This is a genomic window from Vibrio sp. 811 (genome assembly GCF_033339195.1).
The window spans coordinates 1-24,891 of record NZ_JAWOUB010000005.1 but is presented as its reverse complement, the minus strand read 5'-3'; the positions used below and the strand labels follow the sequence as shown (position 1 = coordinate 24,891).

At 43.6% G+C, this 24,891-nt stretch carries 21 protein-coding genes and 1 tRNA gene; 12 read left to right on the top strand and 10 right to left on the bottom strand.

Annotated features, from left to right (window positions below):
* Positions 1 to 182: 182 nt before the first annotated feature.
* Positions 183 to 758: a hypothetical protein gene (locus R7Q46_RS10125; RefSeq protein ID WP_065274721.1), complete on the bottom strand. Its 576-nt coding sequence runs from the start codon at positions 756 to 758 to the stop codon at positions 183 to 185.
* 417 nt (positions 759 to 1,175) lie between these two features.
* Positions 1,176 to 1,511: a Grx4 family monothiol glutaredoxin gene (locus R7Q46_RS10120; protein ID WP_017635833.1), complete on the bottom strand. Its 336-nt coding sequence runs from the start codon at positions 1,509 to 1,511 to the stop codon at positions 1,176 to 1,178.
* Positions 1,512 to 1,796: 285 nt separating this feature from the next.
* On the opposite strand from R7Q46_RS10120, the gene sodB reads away from it, so the two are divergent.
* From sodB to R7Q46_RS10105, 3 genes are all read left to right on the top strand, one after another.
* Positions 1,797 to 2,381, top strand: a complete 585-nt coding sequence (sodB, locus tag R7Q46_RS10115; protein ID WP_167415367.1) for a superoxide dismutase [Fe] — start codon at positions 1,797 to 1,799, stop codon at positions 2,379 to 2,381.
* A gap of 154 nt (positions 2,382 to 2,535) precedes the next feature.
* On the top strand, positions 2,536 to 3,039 hold the full coding sequence (locus R7Q46_RS10110; protein WP_033907342.1) for a VC2046/SO_2500 family protein: 504 nt from the start codon (positions 2,536 to 2,538) through the stop codon (positions 3,037 to 3,039).
* Between the two features lie 134 nt (positions 3,040 to 3,173).
* On the top strand, positions 3,174 to 3,917 hold the full coding sequence (locus tag R7Q46_RS10105; RefSeq protein WP_005380732.1) for an SDR family oxidoreductase: 744 nt from the start codon (positions 3,174 to 3,176) through the stop codon (positions 3,915 to 3,917).
* A gap of 143 nt (positions 3,918 to 4,060) precedes the next feature.
* Here the strand turns inward: R7Q46_RS10105 and adhE are convergent, their stop codons facing one another.
* Positions 4,061 to 6,763 carry a bifunctional acetaldehyde-CoA/alcohol dehydrogenase gene (gene adhE, locus R7Q46_RS10100; protein WP_005380731.1) on the bottom strand — a complete coding sequence of 901 codons (2,703 nt, stop codon included), beginning with the start codon at positions 6,761 to 6,763 and terminating at the stop codon, positions 4,061 to 4,063.
* A 650-nt stretch (positions 6,764 to 7,413) separates the two neighbouring features.
* Here adhE and R7Q46_RS10095 point away from each other — a divergent pair.
* Complete coding sequence (locus tag R7Q46_RS10095) at positions 7,414 to 8,052, top strand: YchE family NAAT transporter (RefSeq protein WP_005380729.1); 639 nt, start codon at positions 7,414 to 7,416, stop codon at positions 8,050 to 8,052.
* Positions 8,053 to 8,087: 35 nt separating this feature from the next.
* Complete coding sequence (locus R7Q46_RS10090; protein ID WP_005380728.1) at positions 8,088 to 8,951, top strand: ion transporter; 864 nt, start codon at positions 8,088 to 8,090, stop codon at positions 8,949 to 8,951.
* A gap of 57 nt (positions 8,952 to 9,008) precedes the next feature.
* On the opposite strand, the gene asd is transcribed toward R7Q46_RS10090, so the two are convergent.
* A complete protein-coding gene (gene asd, locus R7Q46_RS10085; protein WP_005380727.1) occupies positions 9,009 to 10,124 on the bottom strand; it encodes an aspartate-semialdehyde dehydrogenase in 1,116 nt (371 codons plus the stop codon).
* Between the two features lie 431 nt (positions 10,125 to 10,555).
* On the opposite strand from asd, the gene nhaC reads away from it, so the two are divergent.
* On the top strand, positions 10,556 to 11,989 hold the full coding sequence (gene nhaC, locus R7Q46_RS10080) for a Na+/H+ antiporter NhaC (RefSeq protein ID WP_005380726.1): 1,434 nt from the start codon (positions 10,556 to 10,558) through the stop codon (positions 11,987 to 11,989).
* Positions 11,990 to 12,079: 90 nt separating this feature from the next.
* On the opposite strand, the gene R7Q46_RS10075 is transcribed toward nhaC, so the two are convergent.
* From R7Q46_RS10075 to yejK, 3 genes are all read right to left on the bottom strand, one after another.
* A complete protein-coding gene (locus tag R7Q46_RS10075) occupies positions 12,080 to 13,243 on the bottom strand; it encodes a chemotaxis protein (protein WP_158156751.1) in 1,164 nt (387 codons plus the stop codon).
* A gap of 104 nt (positions 13,244 to 13,347) precedes the next feature.
* Entirely contained in the window at positions 13,348 to 14,676 is a 1,329-nt protein-coding gene (locus R7Q46_RS10070; protein WP_213872122.1) for an Hpt domain-containing protein, read from the bottom strand.
* Positions 14,677 to 14,758: 82 nt separating this feature from the next.
* Complete coding sequence (gene yejK / locus R7Q46_RS10065) at positions 14,759 to 15,757, bottom strand: nucleoid-associated protein YejK (RefSeq protein WP_005380723.1); 999 nt, start codon at positions 15,755 to 15,757, stop codon at positions 14,759 to 14,761.
* An 85-nt stretch (positions 15,758 to 15,842) separates the two neighbouring features.
* On the opposite strand from yejK, the gene R7Q46_RS10060 reads away from it, so the two are divergent.
* The 3 genes from R7Q46_RS10060 to R7Q46_RS10050 all read left to right on the top strand — a co-directional run bounded on the left by R7Q46_RS10060 (position 15,843) and on the right by R7Q46_RS10050 (position 18,146).
* The gene (locus tag R7Q46_RS10060; protein WP_005380722.1) at positions 15,843 to 16,070 is read left to right on the top strand and encodes a YejL family protein; all 228 of its coding nucleotides are present in this window, start codon (positions 15,843 to 15,845) and stop codon (positions 16,068 to 16,070) included.
* Between the two features lie 22 nt (positions 16,071 to 16,092).
* Positions 16,093 to 17,901: a DUF3413 domain-containing protein gene (locus tag R7Q46_RS10055; protein ID WP_005380721.1), complete on the top strand. Its 1,809-nt coding sequence runs from the start codon at positions 16,093 to 16,095 to the stop codon at positions 17,899 to 17,901.
* A 154-nt stretch (positions 17,902 to 18,055) separates the two neighbouring features.
* Positions 18,056 to 18,146: transfer RNA gene (locus R7Q46_RS10050), tRNA-Ser, on the top strand.
* A gap of 194 nt (positions 18,147 to 18,340) precedes the next feature.
* On the opposite strand, the gene R7Q46_RS10045 is transcribed toward R7Q46_RS10050, so the two are convergent.
* Positions 18,341 to 19,264 carry a histone deacetylase gene (locus R7Q46_RS10045; RefSeq protein ID WP_238970013.1) on the bottom strand — a complete coding sequence of 308 codons (924 nt, stop codon included), beginning with the start codon at positions 19,262 to 19,264 and terminating at the stop codon, positions 18,341 to 18,343.
* A 271-nt stretch (positions 19,265 to 19,535) separates the two neighbouring features.
* Here R7Q46_RS10045 and R7Q46_RS10040 point away from each other — a divergent pair, with 271 nt between their 5' ends.
* Positions 19,536 to 20,225 (top strand): SDR family oxidoreductase, encoded by a 690-nt coding sequence (locus R7Q46_RS10040; RefSeq protein WP_238970014.1) that lies wholly within the window; start codon positions 19,536 to 19,538, stop codon positions 20,223 to 20,225.
* A gap of 183 nt (positions 20,226 to 20,408) precedes the next feature.
* The gene (locus tag R7Q46_RS10035) at positions 20,409 to 20,615 is read left to right on the top strand and encodes a hypothetical protein (protein ID WP_005380717.1); all 207 of its coding nucleotides are present in this window, start codon (positions 20,409 to 20,411) and stop codon (positions 20,613 to 20,615) included.
* A 44-nt stretch (positions 20,616 to 20,659) separates the two neighbouring features.
* On the opposite strand, the gene R7Q46_RS10030 is transcribed toward R7Q46_RS10035, so the two are convergent.
* Positions 20,660 to 22,627: a DNA topoisomerase III gene (locus R7Q46_RS10030; RefSeq protein WP_137282282.1), complete on the bottom strand. Its 1,968-nt coding sequence runs from the start codon at positions 22,625 to 22,627 to the stop codon at positions 20,660 to 20,662.
* A 103-nt stretch (positions 22,628 to 22,730) separates the two neighbouring features.
* A complete protein-coding gene (locus R7Q46_RS10025) occupies positions 22,731 to 23,279 on the bottom strand; it encodes an NAD(P)H nitroreductase (RefSeq protein ID WP_005380711.1) in 549 nt (182 codons plus the stop codon).
* A gap of 173 nt (positions 23,280 to 23,452) precedes the next feature.
* Here R7Q46_RS10025 and R7Q46_RS10020 point away from each other — a divergent pair, with 173 nt between their 5' ends.
* Entirely contained in the window at positions 23,453 to 24,769 is a 1,317-nt protein-coding gene (locus tag R7Q46_RS10020; RefSeq protein WP_025767195.1) for an MFS transporter, read from the top strand.
* Positions 24,770 to 24,891 lie beyond the last annotated feature (122 nt).

The window sequence follows — 24,891 nt, the reverse complement described above, 5'->3', positions numbered from 1 at the left end:
CTCCTCATGTTTTACTACCAGGTGCTACCTATGGGTAAGTTACTTTTCAAATCATTCTTCATGAAGGAAACAGGCCTAAAAAAGCTGCGTTTTAGAGGAGAAAGCTAATTTTCTCGTCGACCATTACAGTGCTTCCAAACCCCAGTATCAGAGAAATAGTATTTTCATATTAATAAAAATCACTAATTAAATGGGTCTGTCAAATTAGAAGAAAACATGATGCCATTGAGCTGATTTTGTTCACACAAAGCCTTAAACTTATCTGTACAGTACAAGGTGCCTGCTCCTTCTAGCCGAGACTTGAAAACCATTTTGTCTTTAACATCATCGTCAATAAAAACAAGGGTATCTAATTCATCTCGGCTCCCATATGCAATTTTTTCTACGCACTTTCTCTTGTTTTCTTGTCCAAAAGTCAGTGATGCATATAAATACCATTGCCCACCTTGGTAGTTAGCAGGTAAAAACTCTCCGTGTTCAGTTAGATAATCATTCAATATTTCATATGCCCTCGGAGATAAAACAAGATATGTTCGCGCCCACAAACTAATATCAGGCAATAGAGAATTGTGCTTAAATACATCTTGAAACTTTACCTCCACAGGCTTCCAAATATCTTGCAGAGATTGATTTTTAATTGCCTGTAACAAGATCCTCTCAAAATAGTCGAAGTCACCTAACTGGCTAGCGATTTCATCGGGACCAGAGCAGATCGTTTGAAATTCTCTTAAATTATCTATTATCTTGTAAACTGTCATAATCCTTCCAAAACTTGATTTTTAGCGTCCAATGCCGATTTATGATGGGGCTTACTCTTCGAGTGCATTTTGTACCGAAATAAGTTGGCCTCAAAATTCTGGGGGACTTAAATTGCCTTTAGTGTAATTCCTTAACCAAATACCATTTGTAGCAACTCCCTTGTCAAGACCTGTAAGCAATGATGTTTGAAAACGACTTTACGAAATAGATGGCGGCATACATCGTAATTACGCGCCAAAATGCATTAAAATGCATTTTGAAGTTTTTGTATACACTAGGCGGAATTTACATGGCTTCGCGAGGTTTACGAGATAGGCAGTCAGAACAAAGCTTTATGTTCATTCCACTAACCTAAAAAGAAAAAGGAGCCAGTACGGCTCCTTCGTATTCTATCGCTAAATGTGAGTATTTACGAATTACTCAGCTTGATCTTCAGCGCGCGCTGCTGCTTCTTTGATTAGAGGCTGCAGTTCACCTTTTTGGAACATTTCTAGAATAATGTCACAACCGCCGATAAGCTCACCTTCAACCCATAGTTGAGGGAAAGTTGGCCATTGCGCGTACTTTGGTAACTCAGCACGGATATCTGGGTTTTGCAGAATGTCTACGTAAGCGAACTTCTCACCACATGCCATTAGTGCCTGTGACGCTTGAGAAGAGAAACCACAGCTAGGTAGTTTCGGTGATCCTTTCATGTACAGCAGGATTGAGTTTTCAGAGATCTGCTGTTTGATTTTGTCGATAGTTTCCATCGCTTCCTCATTCATGGGTTTGAACTTTATTTATTTGCCACATTCTACTCAATAACGACAGAATAAAAACCATATAATTAATAAGGCTTAATTTTAGGTTGCTCATTGGCGAGCAATGCAGCACTTCACCACTGCTAACCTCTTAAAATATTTTCATATCGGGGTTTTAATAAAGTAAAAACTTGCTAAAATACTTAGCAAGTCAGCCTTAAAGGCGACATAGCTATAAAAAAACACTGGAAGCAATCGAAAGGTCATCCTTTCAAATCAATGGAGAATCGAGTAATGGCATTTGAACTACCAGCTCTTCCTTACGCGAAAGACGCACTAGAACCACACATCTCAGCAGAGACTCTAGACTACCACCACGGTAAGCACCACAACACTTACGTTGTTAAGCTTAACGGTCTTATCCCTGGTACTGAGTTCGAAGGCAAAACTCTAGAAGAGATCATCAAGACTTCTACTGGTGGCGTATTCAACAACGCAGCGCAAATCTGGAACCACACGTTCTACTGGCACTGTCTTGCTCCAAATGCGGGCGGCGAGCCAACTGGCACAGTTGCAGACGCTATCAACGCAGCATTCGGTTCTTTTGAAGAATTCAAAGCGAAGTTTACTGATTCAGCAATCAACAACTTCGGTTCTTCATGGACTTGGCTTGTTAAGAAAGCTGACGGCTCTCTAGAGATCGTTAACACTTCTAACGCTGCTACTCCTCTAACAGAAGAAGGTACAACACCACTTCTAACTGTTGACCTATGGGAACACGCGTACTACATCGATTACCGCAACGTACGTCCTGATTACATGAACGGCTTCTGGGCTCTAGTAAACTGGGACTTCGTAGCTGAGAACCTAGCGAAGTAATATACTTCCCCCTAAGTTCAATTTAGTCTTATTCAAAAGCTCGCTATTTAGCGGGCTTTTTTGTTTCGCCTTCCCTAGCACCTTTAAATAATTCCCTCTTTTACTAAAGTTCTTCTTATCCACGCCGTTAAAAGAGCATCGAGCGAGGAACATCATGCAAATTCATACGTTAGACAAAGCTGCAATTATCAACGAACTTCAGTTCGGTAATGGTATTAACCATGCCGTACACGAAGGTCGTCGTGCGGATTTCTCGCTGATTCTGTCTATGTTCTCTAATGATGTTCGCGATGTGGTCCCAGTTGAAGAGGTCCAGGAAGTCATCACCAGTGACAGTATTCTTCGCCAACAATTGGGTTTATCGCAACCTCAAGCTCTTCGTTCTGATAGCAGCAGCTATGAACTCGCAGCTGAACAAGCGAAACAGTTTCACGATGCAGGATTGCCTTCCGCAAAGCTGAGCCATTACCTAAAACCAGATGCGCTGACTTACCTGCCTGAAGACACATTCAACCTACCAGAGGAGGTTTATCACAACCTATCTGGTCATGAGCGACGCAGATTGGGCGAACGCAACAAACAACTGATCCCAGATGCTGGGCTATATAATCAGCTAGTGACGGCTCAACGTCAGCATCAAATTCAAGCTAAAGCATAGAGATCCGCTTTTTATCCAATAGCTTGCAATACCTACACGTCAGAAATGTGACGTCTTACAAATTACCGCACAATAGTCCTCACTCGAAAGCGTTAGTTTGAAGCCTTTCACACTGAACCCAACGAATTTCAACCATGCTATTAGCACAAACCACTGGTGTATTGTTTTTCACATATGGATACAGTGAAGGTGCTATGGATATCAAAGAATCAATTATTCTCGTCACGTCTGCAGGTTCGGTTATAGGAAGAACCTGTGCAAATCACTTTGCTCATCTTGGAGCAACGTTGATTCTTTGTGACCAAAATTCTAGCGCTTTGAGAGCGAGCTATGAGCAAATCAGCGCTTTCACTGACAAAGTGTATGCGATGAATGTGTGTAGTGATAACACAACGTCCATTAACTTATTGTTTGACCAGATAGAATCACAGCTACGTGCGACACCAGATGTGATTGTTAATTGCTGGACCAGCTCCCCTATGCCTGGCTTAATGGCGCCAGAACCAATGAGTACTTACATTGATCACTTGTCGTCTGCGGCACGCTTCCTTTATACCTACGGCCAAGTAGGAGCAGAGCGCTTTCGAGCCAGAAACAAGAAAGGCGTCATTGTTAACGTCATTTCTCATGACAACCATGAAGACTTTACGGGAGTTGAAAGCATGGCGGCGTTGGTGTCAGGTTTTACGCACAGCTGGGCAAAAGAACTCACACCATTCAACATTCGAGTGGGCGGCGTTATTCCCTCGGTAAATCATACAAAAGAAGAGCTCAACGAGAGGCACTGGGCTGAGATCCAAGACGAACTAGTCCGCAACACAGCATACATCGTCGCGAATGAATACTTCAGTGGCCGAGTAGTTGCGACCGAAGTGTAAGCATACACAGCAACTCTGTTTTCCCAAGCCAGATGTAACTCCTGCACCAAAATAAAAAAAGCCCCAGTCATTTGACTGGGGCTTTAACCTTTTCCCGATTAAGGTTCCGTGCTAGCGAAAACCTTGCTCACTCGATTTTTTAATTACGCGTCAGCTTTTTCTTTCTTTGCTTTAGGTGCTGCTTTTGCTGCTTCTTGGTCTGCTTTCTTCTTGATAACAGTTGTACCTTCGAAAGTTTCGCCTTCAACAAATGCTTTACCGTAGTAAGAAGCCATCAACACATCTTTAAGTTCGCTGATTAGAGGGTAACGTGGGTTCGCACCAGTACATTGGTCATCGAACGCTTCTACCGCTAGCTCATCCAGTTTCGCTACGAAATCTGATTCAGCAACACCTGCCGCTTGGATAGACATTGGGATGTCTAGGTTAACTTTTAGTTCATCCAACCATGCTAGTAGACGTTCAATCTTCTGAGCAGTACGGTCACCTTCTTGGCTTAGGCCTAGGTGGTCAGCAACTTCAGCGTAACGACGACGTGCTTGTGGACGGTCGTATTGAGAGAACGCAGTTTGTTTAGTTGGATTGTCGTTCGCGTTGTAACGTACCACGTTAGAGATAAGTAGTGCGTTAGCTAGGCCGTGTGGCAAGTGGAACTCAGCACCCAGTTTGTGAGCCATTGAGTGACAAACACCTAGGAATGCGTTCGCAAATGCAACACCAGCGATAGTAGCTGCGTTGTGTACTTTCTCACGAGCGATTGGGTCATTTGCACCGTTCGCATAGCTTGATGGTAGGTACTCTTTTAGCATCTTAAGTGCTTGAAGAGCTTGGCCATCTGAGTATTCGTTAGCAAGAACTGATACGTAAGCTTCTAGAGCGTGAGTTACTGCATCGTAACCACCAAATGCTGTTAGAGACTTAGGCATGTTCATTACTAGGTTCGCATCAACGATTGCCATGTTTGGCGTGATTTCGTAGTCAGCTAGTGGGTATTTCGCACCAGTCTTGTCGTCAGTAACAACCGCGAATGGAGTAACTTCTGAGCCAGTACCTGAAGTTGTAGTGATACATACAAGCTCAGCTTTTTTACCCATTTTAGGGAACTTGTAGATACGTTTACGGATGTCCATAAAGCGCATTGCTAGTTCTTCAAAGTGAGTTTCTGGGTGTTCGTACATTACCCACATGATTTTCGCTGCATCCATTGGTGAACCACCGCCTAGCGCTAGGATAACGTCAGGTTGGTAGCTAGCCATTTGAGCCGCACCTTTTTCTACTACAGACAGTGTTGGGTCAGCTTCAACATCGAAGAATGTTTGAACTTCCATGCCTTGAGCTTTCAGTAGGCTTACTACGTCATCTGCGTAACCGTTGTTGAATAGGAAACGGTCAGTTACTAGGAATGCACGTTTCTTACCTTCTAGGTCGCCAAGCGCGATTGGAAGGCTACCACGACGGAAGTAGATTGACTTAGGTAGTTTATGCCACAACATGTTTTCAGCTCGCTTCGCTACAGTTTTCTTGTTGATTAGGTGTTTAGGACCTACGTTCTCAGAGATAGAGTTACCACCCCAAGAACCACAACCTAGCGTTAGAGATGGCGCAACGTTGAAGTTGTACAAGTCACCGATACCACCGTGAGTAGTCGGGATGTTGATTAGGATACGAGCTGTCTTCATCTTGTCACCGAAGTAACGGATACGATCAGCGTTAGTATCTTGGTTAGTGTAAAGACCAGATGTGTGGCCGATACCACCAATCTCAACCATAGTTACCGCTTGAGCAACCGCGTCTTCGAAGTTGTCAGCACGGAATAGACCTAGAGTTGGAGATAGTTTCTCGTGAGCGAATGCGTCATCGTGAGATACTTTACCCAGACCTTCACCAACAAGAACTTTAGTGTCTGCTGGAACTTTAACGCCTGCCATTTCAGCGATTGCTGCTGCTGGCTGACCTACGATTTTCGCGTTTAGCGCGCCATCGATAAGAAGAACTTTACGAACTTTATCAGCTTCTGCTTTGCTTAGGACATACGCTTTGTGAGAAGCAAAACGCTCTTTCACTTCGTCGTATACTTCGTCAACTACGATTGCAGCCTGCTCAGAAGCACATACTACACCGTTGTCGAAAGTCTTAGACATAAGGATAGAAGCAACAGCACGTTTGATGTCTGCTGTTTCATCGATAACAACAGGAACGTTACCTGCACCTACACCGATTGCTGGCTTACCAGAAGAGTAAGCGGCTTTAACCATGCCTGGACCACCAGTTGCAAGGATAAGAGCGATGTCATCGTGTTTCATTAGAGCGTTTGAAAGCTCAACAGAAGGCTGGTCGATCCAACCGATGATATCTTTTGGTGCGCCTGCTGCTACTGCTGCATCTAGAACGAGTTTAGCTGCATCGTTAGTTGAGTTTTTCGCACGTGGGTGTGGTGAGAAGATGATACCGTTACGAGTCTTCAAAGAGATTAGAGATTTGAAGATCGCTGTAGAAGTTGGGTTAGTCGTTGGTACGATACCGCAGATGATGCCTACAGGCTCAGCGATAGTCATAGTACCTAGGTTGTCATCCTCTTCTAAGATGCCACACGTTTGTTCGTCTTTGTATTTGTTGTAGATAAACTCAGAAGCAAAGTGGTTCTTGATTACTTTATCTTCAACAATACCCATACCAGATTCTTCTACCGCTTGTTGAGCTAGCGGGATACGGGCCTGGTTAGCTGCAAGCGATGCTGCACGAAAGATTTTATCTACTTGCTCTTGAGAGTAAGTAGCGAACTCTTCTTGCGCTTTCTTAACGCGAGCAACCATTGCATCTAGTTCAGCCATATTAGTTACAGGCATAGGGAATCTCCTAAAATTAACAAATATTAAAAACTTTTTACTAAGGCTATTACTTATCGTTTTTACTGTTTATCAGTCACTTAGAAAACAAACGTCTTAGTAAATTGCTTTCAGGACTGAGTATAATATTTCAGAGTGTGAAAAAAATTGACTTGGATCAGTTCTCACCACCTAAATACTACCAAAGTGGTGCCTCATCACACCAAAATGACATAAATCACTGATAAACAAATAAATTAACTTTCATTTTTTATTGAGTAAAAAAGAAGCAAATGGACAAATAAATAAAAGAAACTACAACAACCTGTAAAAAAGTTTCATTTTTGACCAACAAAATTACATGTAGGCCCAATTCTTTGTGCTACTGAGAGTATATCGAACCGAATACATCTCTCTACAAACCACCTTGGTTTTTATCAAAAATGTGCGAATGTTAACGTTTATGTAAAACAGTGCAATTTATCAGCAACTTTATACGTAACATTTCCTTTCCAGATTAGATACAGTTTATTAAAGAATTAGTTTTTCTCACTTAAATGGCAGGGAATGCGTTAGTTTTTTTCATTTCTTACAACCTAACTTTTGCCTTACATTACGCCCAAATTACCCCTTCTCCTTTTCACTAATGTGAACTTTGATGAGTACGCAACATGCAAACTTTTGAACTTGCTATCTTCTTGCAGTTTTTTCTCGGTTTGGTCGCCGCAGTAAACCCTGTTGGTATCATGCCTGTGTTTGTGTCACTAACCGGGCATATGACACCAGACGAAAAGCGCAATACGGCAACAACAGCAAATGTGGCTGTTGCGATCATCCTGATCATTTCGCTTTTTGCTGGTCAGTTACTGTTAGACATGTTCAGTATTTCTCTGGATTCGTTTCGTGTCGCTGGCGGGTTGCTATTACTTAGCATCGCATTCTCGATGATGAGCGGTAAACTGGGGGAAGATAAGCAGAACAAACAAGAGAAAACGGAATACGTCAGTCGTGAACAGATTGGTGTGGTCCCTCTTGCAATGCCTTTAATGGCAGGTCCTGGTGCAATCAGTTCGACTATTGTTTATGGTGCACGCTACCCAAGCATGTTCGATACCGTGGGCATTAGTATTACGATTGGTTTGTTCTGCCTTTGTTCATGGCTATTGTTCCGCTCTGCCCCATTGATCGTACGATTTTTAGGTCAAACTGGAATCAACGTCATTACTCGTATCATGGGTTTGATATTGGGCGCGCTTGGCATAGAGTTCATTGCGAATGGCTTACGCAACTTATTTCCAGGATTAGCCTGAGTTTCTATAAAATTGTATGATAGAGCGATTCAACAATGGATCGCTTTGTCATGACGACTGACTCTCTTAAACATACTCTATATGTCACCATTTTTGGTACTCATACCAAAGCTGGTAAAACGTTCGATATTGCTCTCATTATCGCGATCATCAGTTCGTTAATCGTACTGGTGTTAGATTCGATACCCTCCGTTCGGGCCGAGTGGGAAAAAGAGCTGAAGTTTATTGAATACACATTTACTGGCCTATTCACGATTGAATACCTTCTAAGGCTTTATTGCTCTCCTAAACCTGCCGCCTACGCAAAGAGTTTTTATGGTGTCGTCGATTTACTTGCGATTTTGCCCACCTATTTAGCACTCTTCTTCCCATCCGCTTCGTTTATGGGTGTGATCAGGGCGCTGCGAGTGATGCGAATATTCCGCATACTCAAGTTAGTCCGATACCTCCAAGAGTCCAATATCCTCTTACGTTCACTGCTTATGGCGCGCAGAAAGATTTTTATCTTCTTTAGTTCCGTCGCCATTATGGTAACGATTTTCGGCTCGTTGATTTTTATCATTGAAGGACCTGAAAACGGATTTACTAGCATTCCTAAGAGTATTTATTGGGCGATCGTGACCATCACAACGGTTGGGTATGGTGACTTGGTCCCTCAAACAGACCTAGGTAAAGGGCTTGCATCACTCACCATGTTACTGGGTTATTCCATTTTGGCGGTACCTACAGGTATTTTCACTGCCGAACTGCACCAAGAGATGCAATCGCACAAAGTATTGGTGAAATGCCCAAACTGCTCCCACGCAGGGCACGACTCTGACGCAATTTACTGTAAACATTGTGGTAGTGAACTGGCCGATCCAGACAAAAGAGTCGTTCGAACGGAAGACGACGCATGAAAAAAGAGCTCCCTACGGAGCTCTTTTACTTTGTCATCAAATAAAGGATTGATGTGATTATGCTTTCTCAGACAGAATAATTCTCAGAGTACGACGCAATGGCTCCGCAGCACCCCAAAGCAGTTGGTCACCAACAGTGAAAGCATTTAGGAAATCATCACCCATTGCCATCTTACGTAAACGACCCACTGGTACAGACATTGTGCCCGTAACTTTTGCCGGCGTTAGCTCTTGAGCAGTGATGTCACGGTCGTTAGGAATCACTTTCACCCAATCGTTATGAGTGGCGATGATTTCTTCGATTTCGTCCATTGGTACATTTTGTTTAAGCTTGATAGTAAGTGCTTGAGAGTGACAACGCATCGCGCCAATACGCACACAAGTACCGTCAATTGGAACAGGTGAACTTTGAGAACCCAAAATTTTATTCGCCTCAGCGCCCGCTTTCCACTCTTCTTTACTCTGACCATTATCGCGCTTCACATCGATCCATGGGATCAACGAACCAGCTAGTGGCACACCGAATTTATCAGTAGGGAAAGAGCCGCTGCGCATTGTATCCGCGACTTTCTTATCAATATCTAGGATAGAGCTTGATGGGTTTGCAAGTTCAGAGCTCACAGAGTCATTGATAACGCCCATTTGCGAGATCAATTCACGCATATTTTGCGCACCGGCACCAGATGCGGCTTGGTAAGTCATTGCGCTTGTCCACTCAACAAGGCCTTTCTCAAATAGACCACCTAGCCCCATTAGCATTAAACTAACCGTACAGTTACCACCGACAAATGTGTTCGTGCCACCGTGGATGCCTTGTTGGATTTGCTTTAAGTTCACTGGATCAAGTGTGATGATCGAATCTTCAGCCATACGTAGCGTAGAGGCCGCATCAATCCAGTAGCCTTTCCAACCAGCCTGACGAAGTGCAGGGAAAACTTTTTCTGTGTAGCTACCACCTTGACAGGTGATTACCGCATCAAGCTGTTTTAAGCTTTCAATATCATACGCGTCTTGCAGTAAGCCTGCGTCTTTTCCTAAGTTAGGAGCAGGAATACCAACTTGAGAAGTACTGTAGAATACTGGTTCGATTAGGTCGAAGTCTTTCTCTTCAACCATACGCTGCATAAGGACTGAACCAACCATACCGCGCCAACCAACTAAACCAACTCTCATCGTATTAACTCTCCATGTATTAAAAAACCTACCCCATAGTTAATTTTTCACAGCAAAATCTCAACCCCTATTTTGTAAATAAGCGCGTTTTTTAACCTTTTCCTCTGAAAAACCGGGTTACACGAGATTTTTTAGTGTTTGGTTTGCGGTTTTAACCATTTTTCAAGTAGGGAAAGCACTTTAGTCCCCTAATTGGTCTTACCACTCAATGAGAAAATAACACATGAAGCACAATAATTTCACATTACACAACATTTAAAACCAAAAAAGTTAAAACAAACTAACAGTTAATTTCACAAGCAAACGTTTTTACCGACGAACATCAAGATAAAACACCAAATGTTCGAAATATAATTTTTGTTAATGTATGTTATGCGCGATTACAACAAGGAGCGCCTTCCTCTATTGCTCCAAGATTGACAGAGGCACATATGAAGCAAGTTACACCACGCCTACCAAGCTTGATACAGGTATTTATCTCGCTCGGTTTATTTCTCCTGCTGGCATTTTCGTTCACAGCCAAGCTAGACCTACCGATTCAGCTAGCGCTATACATAGGTTGGTTCATTGTCATGATATTGGGCATAAAGCTTGGCCACCAGTATAAAGATCTGGAAAAAGCAGCACTAAATGGCATTTCCAATGGACTTGGAGCCGTTTTAATCCTTTTGGCCGTTGGCGCGCTTGTAGGTACTTGGATCTCTGGTGGTATTGTTCCAACCATTATTTACTACGGCCTTAAAGCAATCCACCCTTCCATCTTTTTGCTCGCGACCATGATCATCTGTTCATTGACTGCGCTAGCGACTGGCACATCTTGGGGTGCGGCTGGCACGGCAGGTATTGCAATGATGGGTATCGGTCAAGGTCTTGGTGTTCCTGCGCCAATCACTGCAGGTGCCGTACTTTCAGGCTGTTACTTTGGTGACAAAATGTCGCCTCTATCGGATTCAGTAATCCTTGCTTCATCTATGTCTAACGTTGAAGTGATGGAACATATTAAAGGCATGTTGCCGATAGCACTCATTAGCTACATTATTACAGGCATTATGTTTACTGCATTTGGCTTCCACTACGCAGGTCAAGTTGACATGAGCCAGGTAGACTCTGTCATTAAAGCGATGGAACAGCAGTTCTACATCACCCCTTACTCATTTGTTCCTGTGATCATCGTATTGTCACTTCTAGCGATGCGTATGCCTTCATTCCCAGTGATCAGTTTTGGTTCTCTGCTAGGTATTATTTGGGCAGTGATGATCCAAGATGTCGATTTCCTAACCGCGTTCAACACGGCTTGGGCTCCGTTTGCAATCTCATCTGGCGTAGATTTCATTGACTCAATCCTTAACCGTGGCGGCATGTCTTCAATGCTTGGGTCGGTAGCGGTTATCGTATTCGGCCTTGGTTTTGGCGGTCTACTAGATAAAGTAGGCGTGCTAGAGACTATCGCGAAGCTGTTTGAAAAACGCGTTCAAAGTGCAGGTTCATTGGCAACAAGCACAATTGGTACGGCCTTTATGGGCAACGTATTTGGTTCAGCGATGTACGTTTCACTTATTCTGACCCCAAAAATCTGTGCGAAGAACTATGACCGTCTAGGCTACAAACGTAAGAATTTGTCTCGTAACGCAGAATTTGGCGGCACGCTAACCTCAGGTATGGTCCCTTGGAGTGACAACGGTATCTACATGGCCAGTATTTTGGGTGTTGCTACACTGTCTTATGCCCCGTTCATGTGGCTGAGTTTTGTATGTATCATCGTAACGATCTTCACTTCTTACATGGGTTGGTTTGTTGATAAGTGCGAACCAACAGCAGAAGCAGTTGAAGAAGCTGAAGGCGAATTAAAGCAGCAAACCGCTTAACTTCGCAGAGATAGGAAGAACCTCCCTTCCGAATTCAATACTAAAAAAGAGCGCTTTAAAGCGCTCTTTTTTTATTTCCAAAACAAATCGTTAGCTTTGTTTGACTGGCGCTTTCACGGCTGCACGCTTCCCAAACCAATAGCCCAATCCAAGCGGTGCAAAGAATATAACGGCAATGAACAGAATAAAGTAGATGATGGTACTTTTGACAAGTTCAATCAGCTTAGTCATGGCGAGATTCACAACCTCTTGCGACACTCGATCCATATCTTGAGCAAACTTCTCGCGCTCATGGGTAATGATCTGTGCGATTTCTTGGCGCTCTCTGGCAACCATCAGCTCTATAGCTTGGCGTTCTTCACCCAACTGAGATAAACGCGCCTCCGTCCTTTGATCGATATCGTCAACCAAAGGTTGTAACTCCAGCGCCATTTGTTCTGCCAAATAACGCATGTACTCTGGGTTGTTATCGATAAAATCCCTCATCGAATCAGCGGTAACTTGCAAACTATTGAGCGCCGCATTGACTTTTTCGATACTGGCAGAGCTATTCAAGGCCAACAACTGCGCTTTCCACGTCATAATTTTTGGTGTCTGCTCTGATACCAGACTTAGACGATCAGAGACATCCCCGAGTGCTTCTGGCATCGTGCCTAGCGTTGTAACGGCTTCCTCTTCGCTAATTTGGTTTGCATCTAACCACCTACGGTAAGCCGGAGTCCTAATCATGCTTAAATCAGCGAATGGATGCTGCTTGGCGAACTCTGCAACAAACGTTTTTGTCTTGATGTATGCTTCTTTCTTCAATAAAGATTGAGCCAGTTTATCTACCTCTTTCGCTAAATAAACGGAAACTAACTTAGCCTCATCAGACGCAAAGAGCTCATTACCAGAAGCGGTAGTAAAGAACTGTTCCATTTGTAGCGTGAAAGTCCATGTATCAATCAGTGCAGCCATTGGGGACACTTGGTATGCAGAAGCTTGGATGCCTTCTTCAGCATTTATCTTCCAAAGTAAAATATAAGATTGATGAACTTTATCATGAGGCTCATATTGTTCGTGTAGTGCGTCTGCTGCTTGCTCAACCTGAGCAAAAAACTGCTGCGCATACTCACGAGTCAAAAGACGCATATTGAGCTCTTGTTTGGTAAGAGGGACGGTTTGACTCTCGATCTTGACTTCGAGCAGGGAGCACCCTGAAAGCATCATAACCAGCCCTATCAACATCATTGAAGACATTCGGCGAACGGACATGAAAACACCTTTAACAAATTGTATAGAACAGGAATAAAGCGAACTAAGTCATATAGTTCGAACCTTTATTACCTCAACTCTTATGACATTAAGTCAGAGCAATATCAATCTGTTAGCGCTTCTGTTATCTTTTCACTATTGAGAACATTATTAGCAAAAAGTATGGTTTGTTTTAGGACATCATCTAAACATGCCAACTTCTCTTCCGGCACTTTTTGCCCTTGTTTAATCAACAGTTCAATATCACCCGAAATACAGTGCAATGGCATTGCACCTAAACTCCCTGAGACCCCTTTAAGACTGTGCGCGGCTCTTTGCGCTTGCTCTTTATCCTCTTCTAACAGCTGATACATTTTAGTGCCATCGCCAGAGTGGTCCTGAATAAAGACCTCCAGTAACATCCGCACAGCGCCCTCGTCACCAGACAGAGAATCTAACATTTTATTGATATCTATGTACGGCTCACGTTCCACTACTTCCACTTGTGATGAATTCACCTCATTACAACTTTCTTCGTTCATTTGGACGTTTTGAAAATTTTCTGACTGAGCTGAGGGAACAGCGTTAGCTCCATTTTCATCATCGCCAACTTGCTCTGACTTTTTATCATCGGTTCTGGGTAGTCGTATCGGTTGACTCGTTTTTGGGGAGAAGGCTCCCCATGAAATGAGGAAAAGGAGCAAACCACTGATTACAGACAACCAAACAATAAAAGTCATTAGCTTCTGTTCCAACTGATCATTTATCGAAGTTAACTGGTTCGGGAAATCTGGATTAAGCAGGTGATTGGATAAATAACTGCCCTGTGCCTGAGCAGATAGTGCGCTTGAGGTTTGAGCAAGCTGGCGCTGAAGAGCGCTTCGCTCTTCGGGAGAGAGCGTCTCTGATTCAATAAAAAGTCGGTCTAAGTCACGGTAAGTATCGCTATTCGTTGCAGAGTCACTAAAGACAGACTCAAAAACAAGCGCACCTAAGCGATAGTACATTGCCTGAATTTGCTCAGAGTTTTCTGTTCGAGCACGGCTGCTTCGTAACTGTTCTGCTAACGAAACCAATTCACTGTCACTTCTTACAAAAGCTCGAGCACTTTCTAAAAATCGGTCGGTCGTATAAAGTAATTGAGTGATGTCTGGTGTGATTTTCCCTTCAGAAAACTCACTTTCAAGCTGTAAGCGAACTGCATAAGCCAACTGAAGTTTCAGTGAAATTTGATCGACGTGTTTAACACGGTAAGGCAGATCGAAGTTAAAAAAGTGCCTGACTTCTTCAACTTTACTTCCTAACTCATTTACAGTCGAAATCGTTTGAATCGTTTGTTTGGCTTGCAGCCAAATGCCAAGTGCTAAAACACACCACAAAACGAACCAGAACCAAACAAACCGCCGTATTCCTTCTTTTAGCTTCAGCAACACTTGCCCCTCGCATATCTCCATTAATTACAAGCATATACTATGGATGTTTCTTATTCACATAAAAAAAGAGAGCCGTTTGCTCTCTTTATTTAACGATATGATTTTAATTGCGACTTAACTGATCTTTTAGATTTGGAGGCGTCCCTTTAATCGTTAAGGTATCCGTCTCTGGATCATAAAAAATACGCTCGCCAAGTAAGAGACTATCGAAGCTAATATTCAAACCACCACCAGCTCCAACAAATTTAGTCAGTTTGCGAACCGTCGCACGATCACCTGGGAAAGACTCTTCAAGCTCGTACCCTTGCTCTTTGGTGAAATCCATAAAGCTCGTGCCATCTTGGCTTTGAGGAAGCTCTCCGGAAAGCTCTGAGATTTGAACCTCATCACCGGATTTAATTTGCTCATTGCAGTAGTCGTAAACTTGTTTCTTGTACTCGTTCACTTCTTGCTTTTCTAGCTTCGAGTCAGCACAAAAATCATCCACCGCCTGCATCAACACTAAGTTTTGTTGTTTAGTATCTAAGCCAATATCCGCTTGCAGAAAATCTAGGAAGAAGTCCGCCACTTTACGGCCAACGCGTCCTTTAATGTATTGCAGATAACGATTGGATTCCTTGTCGGTCTCGTAGCTCGACAGGTCGATGCGTGCGGCAATATCCATTTTGGTGATATCAAGGTAATCTGTCGCACTGATGTCCAAACCTTCGGTCACTTTTAAACTCTGATTCATTGGTAAGATACCGATGAACAAGTAGTCCGTTGCTAAACTCTGATACTCAGCGAAAACCAAGATACCTTCATCCGCAAATGGGTACTTAATCAACTCTTCTTTCAAGCGATTTGCACTAATTTGTGAGAAGTCGTAAAAATCTCGCTCTCCTTTGCGCATTTCTTGAAGCCAAAATTGAAATTCGCTGTCTGACTGGAAAGCGCCAAAACCTTTACCAGCTTTAGAATGGAATACTCGGTGAAGCTCAGCGACTAAGTTTTCTGTAGATGCATCGTTCTCTAATGATGCTGGACGAAAGTTTACAACCAGCTCGTCCTGATCGTTTTTGCACAGTTGATGCAGAATAACGTTTGAAAGATGAAGACTCATAGTGATTTTATCTTGCTACAAGGTTTTAGTTGATGAGCATTGTAGGTTATCATAAGCCGCTTTTACTATCATTATTAGAGTCTTTATGCCGATTACATCTAAATATACTGACGAGCAAGTAGAAAAAATTCTTGCTGAAGTAGCAACAGTTCTTGAAAAACATGCTGCTTCTCCTGAGTTGACGCTAATGATTGCCGGAAATATCGCAACCAATGTCTTAAATCAACGTGTTGCTGCTTCACAACGCAAAGCGATTGCTGAAAAATTTGCTCAGGCGCTAATGTCTTCTTTAGAAACACCAAAAACACACTAATCACGGACAATAGAACACATACATGGTAGACAGCGGAAACTCATACGGCGAACGTGTATCTCGACTAGTTGGTTGGGGTCACTGGTTTGCATTCTTCAATATCGTTGCATCGATGTTGATAGGCACACGCTACATTGTTCAGTCTCCTTGGCCCGAGACGTTACTTGGTCAGTTTTATCTGGCGGTTTCTTGGGTTGGTCACTTTGGCTTTCTAGTTTTCGCACTTTACTTGCTTGTTCTATTCCCGTTGACGTTTATCCTGCCATCGCGGAAATTGTTCCGTTTGGTGGCAGTGATTTTCGCAACCGTTGGGCAAACCATATTATTAATTGATACCCAAGCGTATCAGTCGATCAATTTGCACTTAACTCCCGTCGTCTGGGAGTTACTATTCAGCGAAGACAAAAGTGCACTCAGCACTGACCTACAACATTTATTTGTTGTGATGCCGCTGATCTTCCTTATTCAACTCGCACTATCCGAATGGGTATGGCGAAAACAGCGCAAACTATCTCATAAGCACGTAGGACGCCCTCTCGCGGCCGTCTTTTTCCTCAGCTTTATGACCAGCCATTTGGTTTACATTTGGGCAGATGCGTATTTTTACAACCCAATTACTAGCCAGCGTTCAAACTTCCCGTTGTCTTACCCGATGACAGCGAAGAGTTTTATGGAAAAACATGGTCTACTTGACCGTGAGGAATACCTAAAACGTTTAGCAGAAAACGAAGGCAACGTAGAGTTAGTCAACTACCCTCTTGAAAAGCTTGAGTTTAACCGCCGAGTTAATAAGCTCAATGTGTTGATGATCAGCATAAACAATTTACGAGCGGATGCGCTGAACCAAGAAGAGATGCCTAACCTCTATGAGTTTGCTGAAAACAATCAGAACTTCCGTAATCATTACAGCTCAAGTAATGATACATACGGGGCCTTTGGTTTGTTCTATGGCTTACCGACCAGTTATGCATCAAGCATCAAGGCGCAAGGTGCTTCCCCAGTATTGCTCGATGTACTGAAAGATCAGGGCTACAACTTTGGTTTATTCAGTGGCAGTGGGTTTGAAGATGATCTCTACTCAGAAATTATTTTCCGCGACTTGAACTTAGCGGAAGACCTAGATGGCACGCAAGCTCATACCGATAAACAATCTATCGCAAACTGGAATACATGGTTAGCAGAGAAAGCAAGTCAGCCATGGTTTAGTTACATCGAAGTCACCACCGTTGATAATTTTGAATCGATTCCTTCAAATAATGACGAAGAAATGCCCGCAAGTGAGCGATTCAAGAAAGCTTATGAATATGCAGTGAAGTCGGCGGATAGAACTATCGCCGGTATTATTGATGAACTAGAAACGACGGGACAACTGACAAACACCATCGTAATCATCACTTCTAATCACGGTAGTGAATTTAACGAAACCAATACGAACAGCTGGGGAGCAAACAGCAACTACAGCCGTTATCAATTACAAGTTCCGATGGTGATCCATTGGCCTGGAATGCTAGCTGGCGAATTTAATCACAGCACAAGTCACTTGGACCTCTCAGTTACACTGTTGCAAGATATGCTCGGCGTATCTTCCAACCCATATGATTACAGTAGTGGTCGCAACCTATTCGATGAAAGTCGTCGTCGCTGGATCTTGGCGGGCGATACTCGCGAGCTTGCCTTAATTACTAGCTCACAAACCACAGTGATCGATAAGTTTGGCAACTACAAGCTGTATGACAAAAACTACAAACGACTTCGAGATGATGCACCGAAGTTGCCAGTTTTGATGCAAGGTTTAACTGAGTTACAGCGTTTTTATTCTAAAAACGATTAATACCTAGCAATCCATATACTATTCAAACTCCCCTTTTTGGGGAGTTTTTGTTTATTTAAACAACACAAACCACAAATTTGCGCAGTAAACATCCAATCAGTTCAACTAGGGGTTTACAACATTTTCAAAGCCTTATATTATGCGCCTCAACAACGGAGAGATGGCTGAGTGGTTGAAAGCACCGGTCTTGAAAACCGGCATACGTTAATAGCGTATCTAGGGTTCAAATCCCTATCTCTCCGCCACTTTTAGAAAAAGCCCGCTAAGAAATTAGCGGGCTTTTTCGCATCTCCAGACTTAAAAAGATTTGTACAAATCACTTATCACTTCTTGAACGCAACTAAGCACTCCGCCACACTCAGAAAGAACCCACAAAAAATTAATGCCCTTTTCGTTCGTTCCAGTGTTGAATCAATTTGATATTTACGTCTAGTTGTATCTACTCATCAATAAAGACTTCTTTAGCGGCATTGATAAGCTGCAAATGAATTGGGACGAGGTCAGCATGATTCGTTCGATATCCACCTCCAACGACAGCTGCGACAGGGATACCTCGAGATTTCACTGTTTGCATTAAAAATCTATCACGTTCTAAAATCCCTTGCGTCGACACATCAAAATATCCAAGCTCATCGTCTTGATGTATATCGACACCAGCATCGTAGATAACCAAATCAGGGCGATGAAGATTAAGTGCCATATCGACCACTTCTTTAAACGCCATTAAAAAATCCTCATCACCTGTTCCTCGCACCAAAGGCACATCGAGGTCAGACTGAGGCTTCCTCGCTGGGAAGTTTTTATCACAGTGGAAAGAAAGCGTGATGATATCTGGCTCATCGTCACATAAAGTTGCTGTTCCATCCCCATGGTGAACATCACTATCAATGATCAATACTTTATCGACATGCTCGACTTCGAGCGCTTGCCTGGCCGCGATCACTAAGTCATTAAATAAACAAAAACCACTGCCAAACTCTTTGTGTGCGTGGTGATACCCACCACTCAAATGAATGGCCACACCGTACTCAAGTGCCTTTTTTGCGGTCAGAGCCGTGCCCGCTGCTGAAGTTAGCGTTCTGGTAATGAGAGACTCACTCCAAGGAAAACCTATTCGGCGCATCTTCGCAGCTGGCATGTTTCCACTAACAAGTAACTCGACGTATTCCTCGTCATGAACACGTTTTACTTCCCCAACAGTTAATGCTTCGGGCTGGAAAAACTGCGCGTGCTCTTTCCAGTTATCTTTCTCTATATGCACCAATACCGATTCATAGAGGTACTGGTATTTCATAATTGGGTAACGATGCCCCTCTGGCAACTCAAGTTGAGAATAAATCGGGTGGTAGATAAGTGGCAGCATGAGAAATTCTTAATAACAATGGTAACGAAATAGTATCAACTTCAAGGGTTGAATAAAATGCAATTTAATTGATAATGATTTTCAATATCAATTAAATTTAATATACATATGAATTCTACTTTCTTTGCTATTCTCGGCGCACTGTTTGGCTCTCTTTGTGCTCTGTCCCTATTTTCATCTCTCGTTGTTGGTGCGTGGTGGTTGGTTGATTTTATTGTGCTTAGCTAACACAATGACTTTCAACTGAAATCAAAAAAACATAGGTGTTTGTATGAGTCAAACCGTCTTTATTACCGGAGCAAATCGCGGCATTGGCCTTAGCTTAACTGAGCTGTACCTGAAGCAAGGCCACCAAGTACATGCTACTAGCCGTTCCTTAGAGAACAGTTCAGAACTACAAACTCTAGCCTCACAATTCAGCAATCTGGTTTTGCACGAACTGGATGTCACTCACTACGAACAAGTCGCTAAGCTTGCCGATAAACTCCCTGCCATCGACTTACTCATCAATAATGCAGGATATTACGGCCCCAAGGGATATGGCTTTGGAAACACTGACGTAGAAGCATGGCGTAAAGTCTTCGAAGTAAACACCATTGCTCCGTTAAAACTGGTTGAGTACTGTTACCCTCGCTTACAACAAGGCAAGATGAAAAAGATTGCTTGTATCTCATCAAAAGTCGGCAGTATGACCGAAAATACGTCCGGCGGCGGCTATGTTTATCGCTCATCGAAAGCGGCGCTTAACTCGGTTGTGAAAAGCTTGAGTAATGATTTAACACCTGAAGGATTTACCGTTTTAGCGCTTCACCCTGGTTGGGTAAAAACGGCGATGGGTGGGCCAAATGCATTGATAGATACGCAAACCTCCGCACAGGGCCTCGCGAACGTGATAGAACTGAGCACACCGCAGCTTTCAGGTCGATTTATTAACTACGATGGTACTGAGTTACCTTGGTAGCAGCATTAAGACACAACCATCACTAAACCAAATACCATCAAAGCCAGGCTTCATAATCGTGACTTGGTTGGCAAACATAATGTTCATCAGTGATCCACCAGCATAATTCGCGCAATCTAACTTGAATTTATCTACATCCAATCCAGACTTAGGAAAAAGTAGAACAAATAAGGAGAAAGCACGATGGCAGCAGATAGGGATTTGGTTAATTTTAGCGAAGAGCACGAACTAAATTACTGCTTGAGAAGTGCTGGTAAACGCCAAACTCAAGCGAATCGAGATACATTAGTTGACTTGGGCAACCAGGTGAAAGAGGTACTGGACAAACGCGTGTTAACTCAAGGTGAAGTAAGAGGTGCGATCCAAAACCACGGTGATCTGTTCGAGTAATCTATTTTCAAGCATGCGCGGAGTTTAATTACGCCGCGCTTGTCCTATGCCTGCTTACCTTTGGTTGCACGAGATTTAGTCGCGCCACCATTCTTTGAATAACTGCGCTTTTTACGTTTAAACGCAGGACGTTCCACCTTGGGTAGATGACGTAATGAATCAGGGATAGGGCCTGCTTTTACTTGTGCCATCAAGCTATCAATGCGTTGTTCCAGTGCTTGCATGAACGGCTGATATGCTTGATTTCTCTCTGCCATACCTTGTAACTGGTGCTCCCAATGAGCCGTCATATCAGGGTATGTTGAATCTTCTGGCAAGGCATGAATGAGACCTCTTCCCGCAGGAGAACTGAGAATTGACTTACCTTGACGCGTAAGCAGTTGGCGTTTGAACAGCGTGTCCAAAATACCAGCGCGAGTCGCTTCCGTGCCTAGCCCATCAGTGTCACGAAGGATTTTTTTCAGTTCTTTATCCGCAACGTAACGGGCGATCCCGGTCATCGCTTGCAACAACGATGCCTCGGTAAAATGCTTTGGTGGCTCGGTTTTTCGGTCTTTTATTTCCCCTTCACGACAAGTTAACACGGTGCCTTCGGGTAGCGGTGGCACGGCATCAATACCTTCATCTTCCTTGTCAGTTTTGCCCATTAGCGCTTTCCAACCCGGCGAAACTAACTGACGACCTTTCGCGACAAACGTACCACCAGCGATATCGAAAACCAATTTCGCTTCTGCGTAAACCGCCGCCGGATAGAACTGCATGAGGTACTGGCGCGCAATCAATTGATACACCTTCATCTCATTGCCGGAAAGCGCATTCACATTAGCTTGCTTCGGTGTAGGGATAATCGCATGGTGCGCATCCACTTTTTTATCGTTCCAGGCTTTGGACTTTAATGTTAAGTCTGCTCCCTGAACCGCACCTTGCAACTCTTTTGCGTTGTTCGCAATAGCAGTTGTCACCGTCCCTGCTTGTGAGTAGTGTTCCATCGGTAAATAGCGACAATCTGAACGCGGGTAAGTGATCAGCTTGTGCTTTTCATACAATGCCTGACAAGTATCTAGTACTTGTTGCGCACTCATACCATAGCGCTTCGCTGCATCGATCTGTAAAGCAGATAATGAATAAGGTAATGGTGCTGATTGCTTGGTTTGCTTTTGTTCCGACTCCGTCACTTTCGCGGGTTGATTTGCAATACGGTTTGCAACGTTTTCCACTAACTTACGGTTTAACACTCGCCCTTCTTCATCCTGCCAAGGCTTGCATGCCTCACTTGGCTTCCAACGAGCACGAATATCAAAAGTACCATTGGCATCTTGATATGGGATCAGAGCATGTAGGGTAAAATAGTCCTTCGGGACAAAGTTTTCGATTTCCTCATCACGACGCACCACTAAGCCAAGAACTGGCGTTTGCACTCGCCCTACCGAGAGAACACCTTGATACCCTGCTTTTTGACCAAGCAAGGTATAAGCACGAGACATGTTCATGCCATACAACCAATCAGCCCGAGAGCGAGCCAATGCAGAAACTGAAAGTGGGATAAACTCGCGATTACTGCGCATAGAACTGAGTGCGCGTTTCACCGCAGGTAAGTTCAAGTCGGAAATCAGCAAACGCTGTGTGGATTCCTTCTTGGTTTTAGATAACTTGCAATAGTCCAGAACTTCATCAACTAACAGCTGACCCTCTCGATCTGGGTCTCCTGCATGAATGACTTCTTTAGCTTCTTTGAGCAATTTACGAATCACTGTTAATTGCTTACTTGCACTTTTCCTCGGTCTGAGCTGCCATTGCTGCGGAACAATTGGTAAATCTGCCATATTCCACTTTTTGTAACGCTCATCGTAAGCGTCGGGTTCGACCTGTTCGAGTAAGTGGCCGATACACCAAGTAACGATATCCCCGTTCCCACAGCGGATGAATCCTTGATCTTTCTTTTGAGGGTTTGGCAGTGCAGCGGCAATCGCACGGCCTAAACTTGGTTTTTCAGCAATAAACAGACGAGACATAACGTTTTGGAAATAAATATAATTAGGGCCACATTATCGAATGTAGCCCTAATAAATCAAGAAAAACTGTATAAATAAACAGTCAGTATATTCGAGTTTTCAGTTATAGAAACTCAACAAACTGAGAAAGATCACGCTCAGGAACTTTCATCGGTGTACAACCAGGCGTGCCTAAGTACAAGAAACCAACAATCTCATCGTCACCTTCTAAACCAAATGCTTGATGAACTTCTGGATGGAACATCCACTTACCTGAGCGCCAAAACCCTTGAAAGCCTTGCGCTACGGCTGCCATTTGCATCGCTTGTACAGCACATCCCGCAGATAAGTGTTGCTCTAGTGCTGGTACTTTCTCATGTTCTGTTACTTTAGCAATAACAGTGATCACCATTGGTGCGCGAAATGGGGCATTCTTTACCTTTTCTACCACCGCTTCATCACTATTTTCAGCTTCTGCCGCTTTTACCAAGATATCTGACAGTTTTTTCAAACCATCGCCCTGTGCGATAACGAAACGCCAAGGGGTTAATCCCGCATGGTCAGGCGCACGAAGGCCTGCACGAATGATGTTCTCAAGTGCTTTACCTTCTGGTGCAGGCGCGGATAACTTCGCGATAGATCGGCGATTGAGCAAAAGATCGAGAGCGTCCATGAAAGAATCCTTATTGAATATCGTTGTTATTTTGTTTACGCCACTTTAGCACAATCTGCTCCTGCGAATAACAACCGGTTTTCTGGGGGCTTGATAACGTGCTTCACTTAACATCAAACTGGGTTTAATGTTAATTTATTCGCGAAATGAATAAGTTGAACATAGGCAGGTTGATGAACAAGGACAAACAAAACAGCATTTACGAAAAGATCGTTAATGACGAAGATGCCCGTGCCTGTAAGGCGATTCCTGAATCAGCTTGTCATCAAGTTCCCGGCAACTTTCTTAAAATCATTCTCGCTCAGTTTTTAACGAAGGTCGGCGATGCGTTAATCAACCCTAAAGTCACGTTGCCGTGGATACTACAAAGTCTCGGGGCTCCGGTTTACTTAATTGGTTGGCTGGTTCCTATTCGTGAGTCAGGATCCCTTATCCCACAACTTAGCATCGCGCACTACATCCGACGCATTCCAGTAAGAAAATGGGTCTGGGTAATTGGCAGCATCTTGCAGGCTCTTTCCATATTTGCAATCGGATTGGTCGCATTAACTCTAACAGGAGCAGCTGCGGGTTATGGTGTGATTGCATGTCTTGTGATCTTCAGCCTCTCACGCGGTTTAAATTCCGTCGCATCAAAAGATGTATTGGGCAAAACCATCCCTAAAAACCAACGAGGTCAAGTCAACGGCTGGTCTTCAAGCGCTGCTGGCCTGGTTACGCTGCTTTTCGCTAGCCTTCTGGCACTAGCCTGGTTATGGGACGTAGAGCCGACAGAGCGCTTTTACGGTCTGAGTTTAGGCTTAGCGGGCGTCATATGGCTCATCGCGGCATTCGTCTATGCGCGAATTAATGAGTATGCCGGTGAGGTAGACGGTGGTCGAAATGGCGTCCTCGAAGCATTTAAACAACTCGCGTTACTTAAGACAGACGTGACCTTTCGTCGATTCGTTATCACGCGGACACTATTTTTATGTTCTGCGCTGAGTGCACCGTACTACGTTGTGCTGGCACAGCAATCTCTGGGTGGACAGCTCTGGGTGCTAGCTCTCTTTATGTTTGCGAGTGGCTTAGCCTCCTTTGTGTCAGGTCCTTTCTGGGGAAGAATGTCCGATCGCTCTAGCCGCAGTGTGATGGTCATAGGCGCAATGATGAGCGCGCTACTTGGTGTTGTGTTATTTGTTTACGATACATGGGTCACCGCTAGCCAAAGCTTCCTATTCGTGATTCCTCTGCTTTACTTTTGTGTTTGTATTGCCCACGACGGAATACGAGTCGGACGAAAAACCTATTTAGTTGATATCGCAGAAGGTGACAAACGGACGAGCTATGTAGCCGTGAGTAACACAGTGGTTGGGATAATGCTGCTTCTAATGAGCTCTCTTGGTGTTATGTCGAACTTCTTGAGCCTTTCAGCTGTGGTGTTAGTGTTCTCTTTTATTACTTTTGCTGGCGTGGTAATGGCCAAACAACTGCCAGATATCAGTGACTAGTTCTATACAAAAAAGCTGCGCTCAAAGCGCAGCTTTTATGGTAAACACTGTGCCGTCCTAAATAAGGTTGACACTTTCTACCCCCAAAATTGGAGAGTGTTATGAAATCAACAACTAAAAGA

What these genes read in the sequence shown, in the direction of transcription:
- R7Q46_RS10125 (WP_065274721.1), bottom strand. Translation starts at nt 758, where the DNA reads ATGACAGTTTACAAGATAATAGATAATTTAAGAGAATTTCAAACGATC.
- R7Q46_RS10120 (WP_017635833.1), bottom strand. Translation starts at nt 1,511, where the DNA reads ATGGAAACTATCGACAAAATCAAACAGCAGATCTCTGAAAACTCAATC.
- sodB (WP_167415367.1), top strand. Translation starts at nt 1,797, where the DNA reads ATGGCATTTGAACTACCAGCTCTTCCTTACGCGAAAGACGCACTAGAA.
- R7Q46_RS10110 (WP_033907342.1), top strand. Translation starts at nt 2,536, where the DNA reads ATGCAAATTCATACGTTAGACAAAGCTGCAATTATCAACGAACTTCAG.
- R7Q46_RS10105 (WP_005380732.1), top strand. Translation starts at nt 3,174, where the DNA reads ATGCTATTAGCACAAACCACTGGTGTATTGTTTTTCACATATGGATAC.
- adhE (WP_005380731.1), bottom strand. Translation starts at nt 6,763, where the DNA reads ATGCCTGTAACTAATATGGCTGAACTAGATGCAATGGTTGCTCGCGTT.
- R7Q46_RS10095 (WP_005380729.1), top strand. Translation starts at nt 7,414, where the DNA reads ATGCAAACTTTTGAACTTGCTATCTTCTTGCAGTTTTTTCTCGGTTTG.
- R7Q46_RS10090 (WP_005380728.1), top strand. Translation starts at nt 8,088, where the DNA reads ATGGATCGCTTTGTCATGACGACTGACTCTCTTAAACATACTCTATAT.
- asd (WP_005380727.1), bottom strand. Translation starts at nt 10,124, where the DNA reads ATGAGAGTTGGTTTAGTTGGTTGGCGCGGTATGGTTGGTTCAGTCCTT.
- nhaC (WP_005380726.1), top strand. Translation starts at nt 10,556, where the DNA reads ATGAAGCAAGTTACACCACGCCTACCAAGCTTGATACAGGTATTTATC.
- R7Q46_RS10075 (WP_158156751.1), bottom strand. Translation starts at nt 13,243, where the DNA reads ATGTCCGTTCGCCGAATGTCTTCAATGATGTTGATAGGGCTGGTTATG.
- R7Q46_RS10070 (WP_213872122.1), bottom strand. Translation starts at nt 14,676, where the DNA reads ATGGAGATATGCGAGGGGCAAGTGTTGCTGAAGCTAAAAGAAGGAATA.
- yejK (WP_005380723.1), bottom strand. Translation starts at nt 15,757, where the DNA reads ATGAGTCTTCATCTTTCAAACGTTATTCTGCATCAACTGTGCAAAAAC.
- R7Q46_RS10060 (WP_005380722.1), top strand. Translation starts at nt 15,843, where the DNA reads ATGCCGATTACATCTAAATATACTGACGAGCAAGTAGAAAAAATTCTT.
- R7Q46_RS10055 (WP_005380721.1), top strand. Translation starts at nt 16,093, where the DNA reads ATGGTAGACAGCGGAAACTCATACGGCGAACGTGTATCTCGACTAGTT.
- R7Q46_RS10045 (WP_238970013.1), bottom strand. Translation starts at nt 19,264, where the DNA reads ATGCTGCCACTTATCTACCACCCGATTTATTCTCAACTTGAGTTGCCA.
- R7Q46_RS10040 (WP_238970014.1), top strand. Translation starts at nt 19,536, where the DNA reads ATGAGTCAAACCGTCTTTATTACCGGAGCAAATCGCGGCATTGGCCTT.
- R7Q46_RS10035 (WP_005380717.1), top strand. Translation starts at nt 20,409, where the DNA reads ATGGCAGCAGATAGGGATTTGGTTAATTTTAGCGAAGAGCACGAACTA.
- R7Q46_RS10030 (WP_137282282.1), bottom strand. Translation starts at nt 22,627, where the DNA reads ATGTCTCGTCTGTTTATTGCTGAAAAACCAAGTTTAGGCCGTGCGATT.
- R7Q46_RS10025 (WP_005380711.1), bottom strand. Translation starts at nt 23,279, where the DNA reads ATGGACGCTCTCGATCTTTTGCTCAATCGCCGATCTATCGCGAAGTTA.
- R7Q46_RS10020 (WP_025767195.1), top strand. Translation starts at nt 23,453, where the DNA reads ATGAACAAGGACAAACAAAACAGCATTTACGAAAAGATCGTTAATGAC.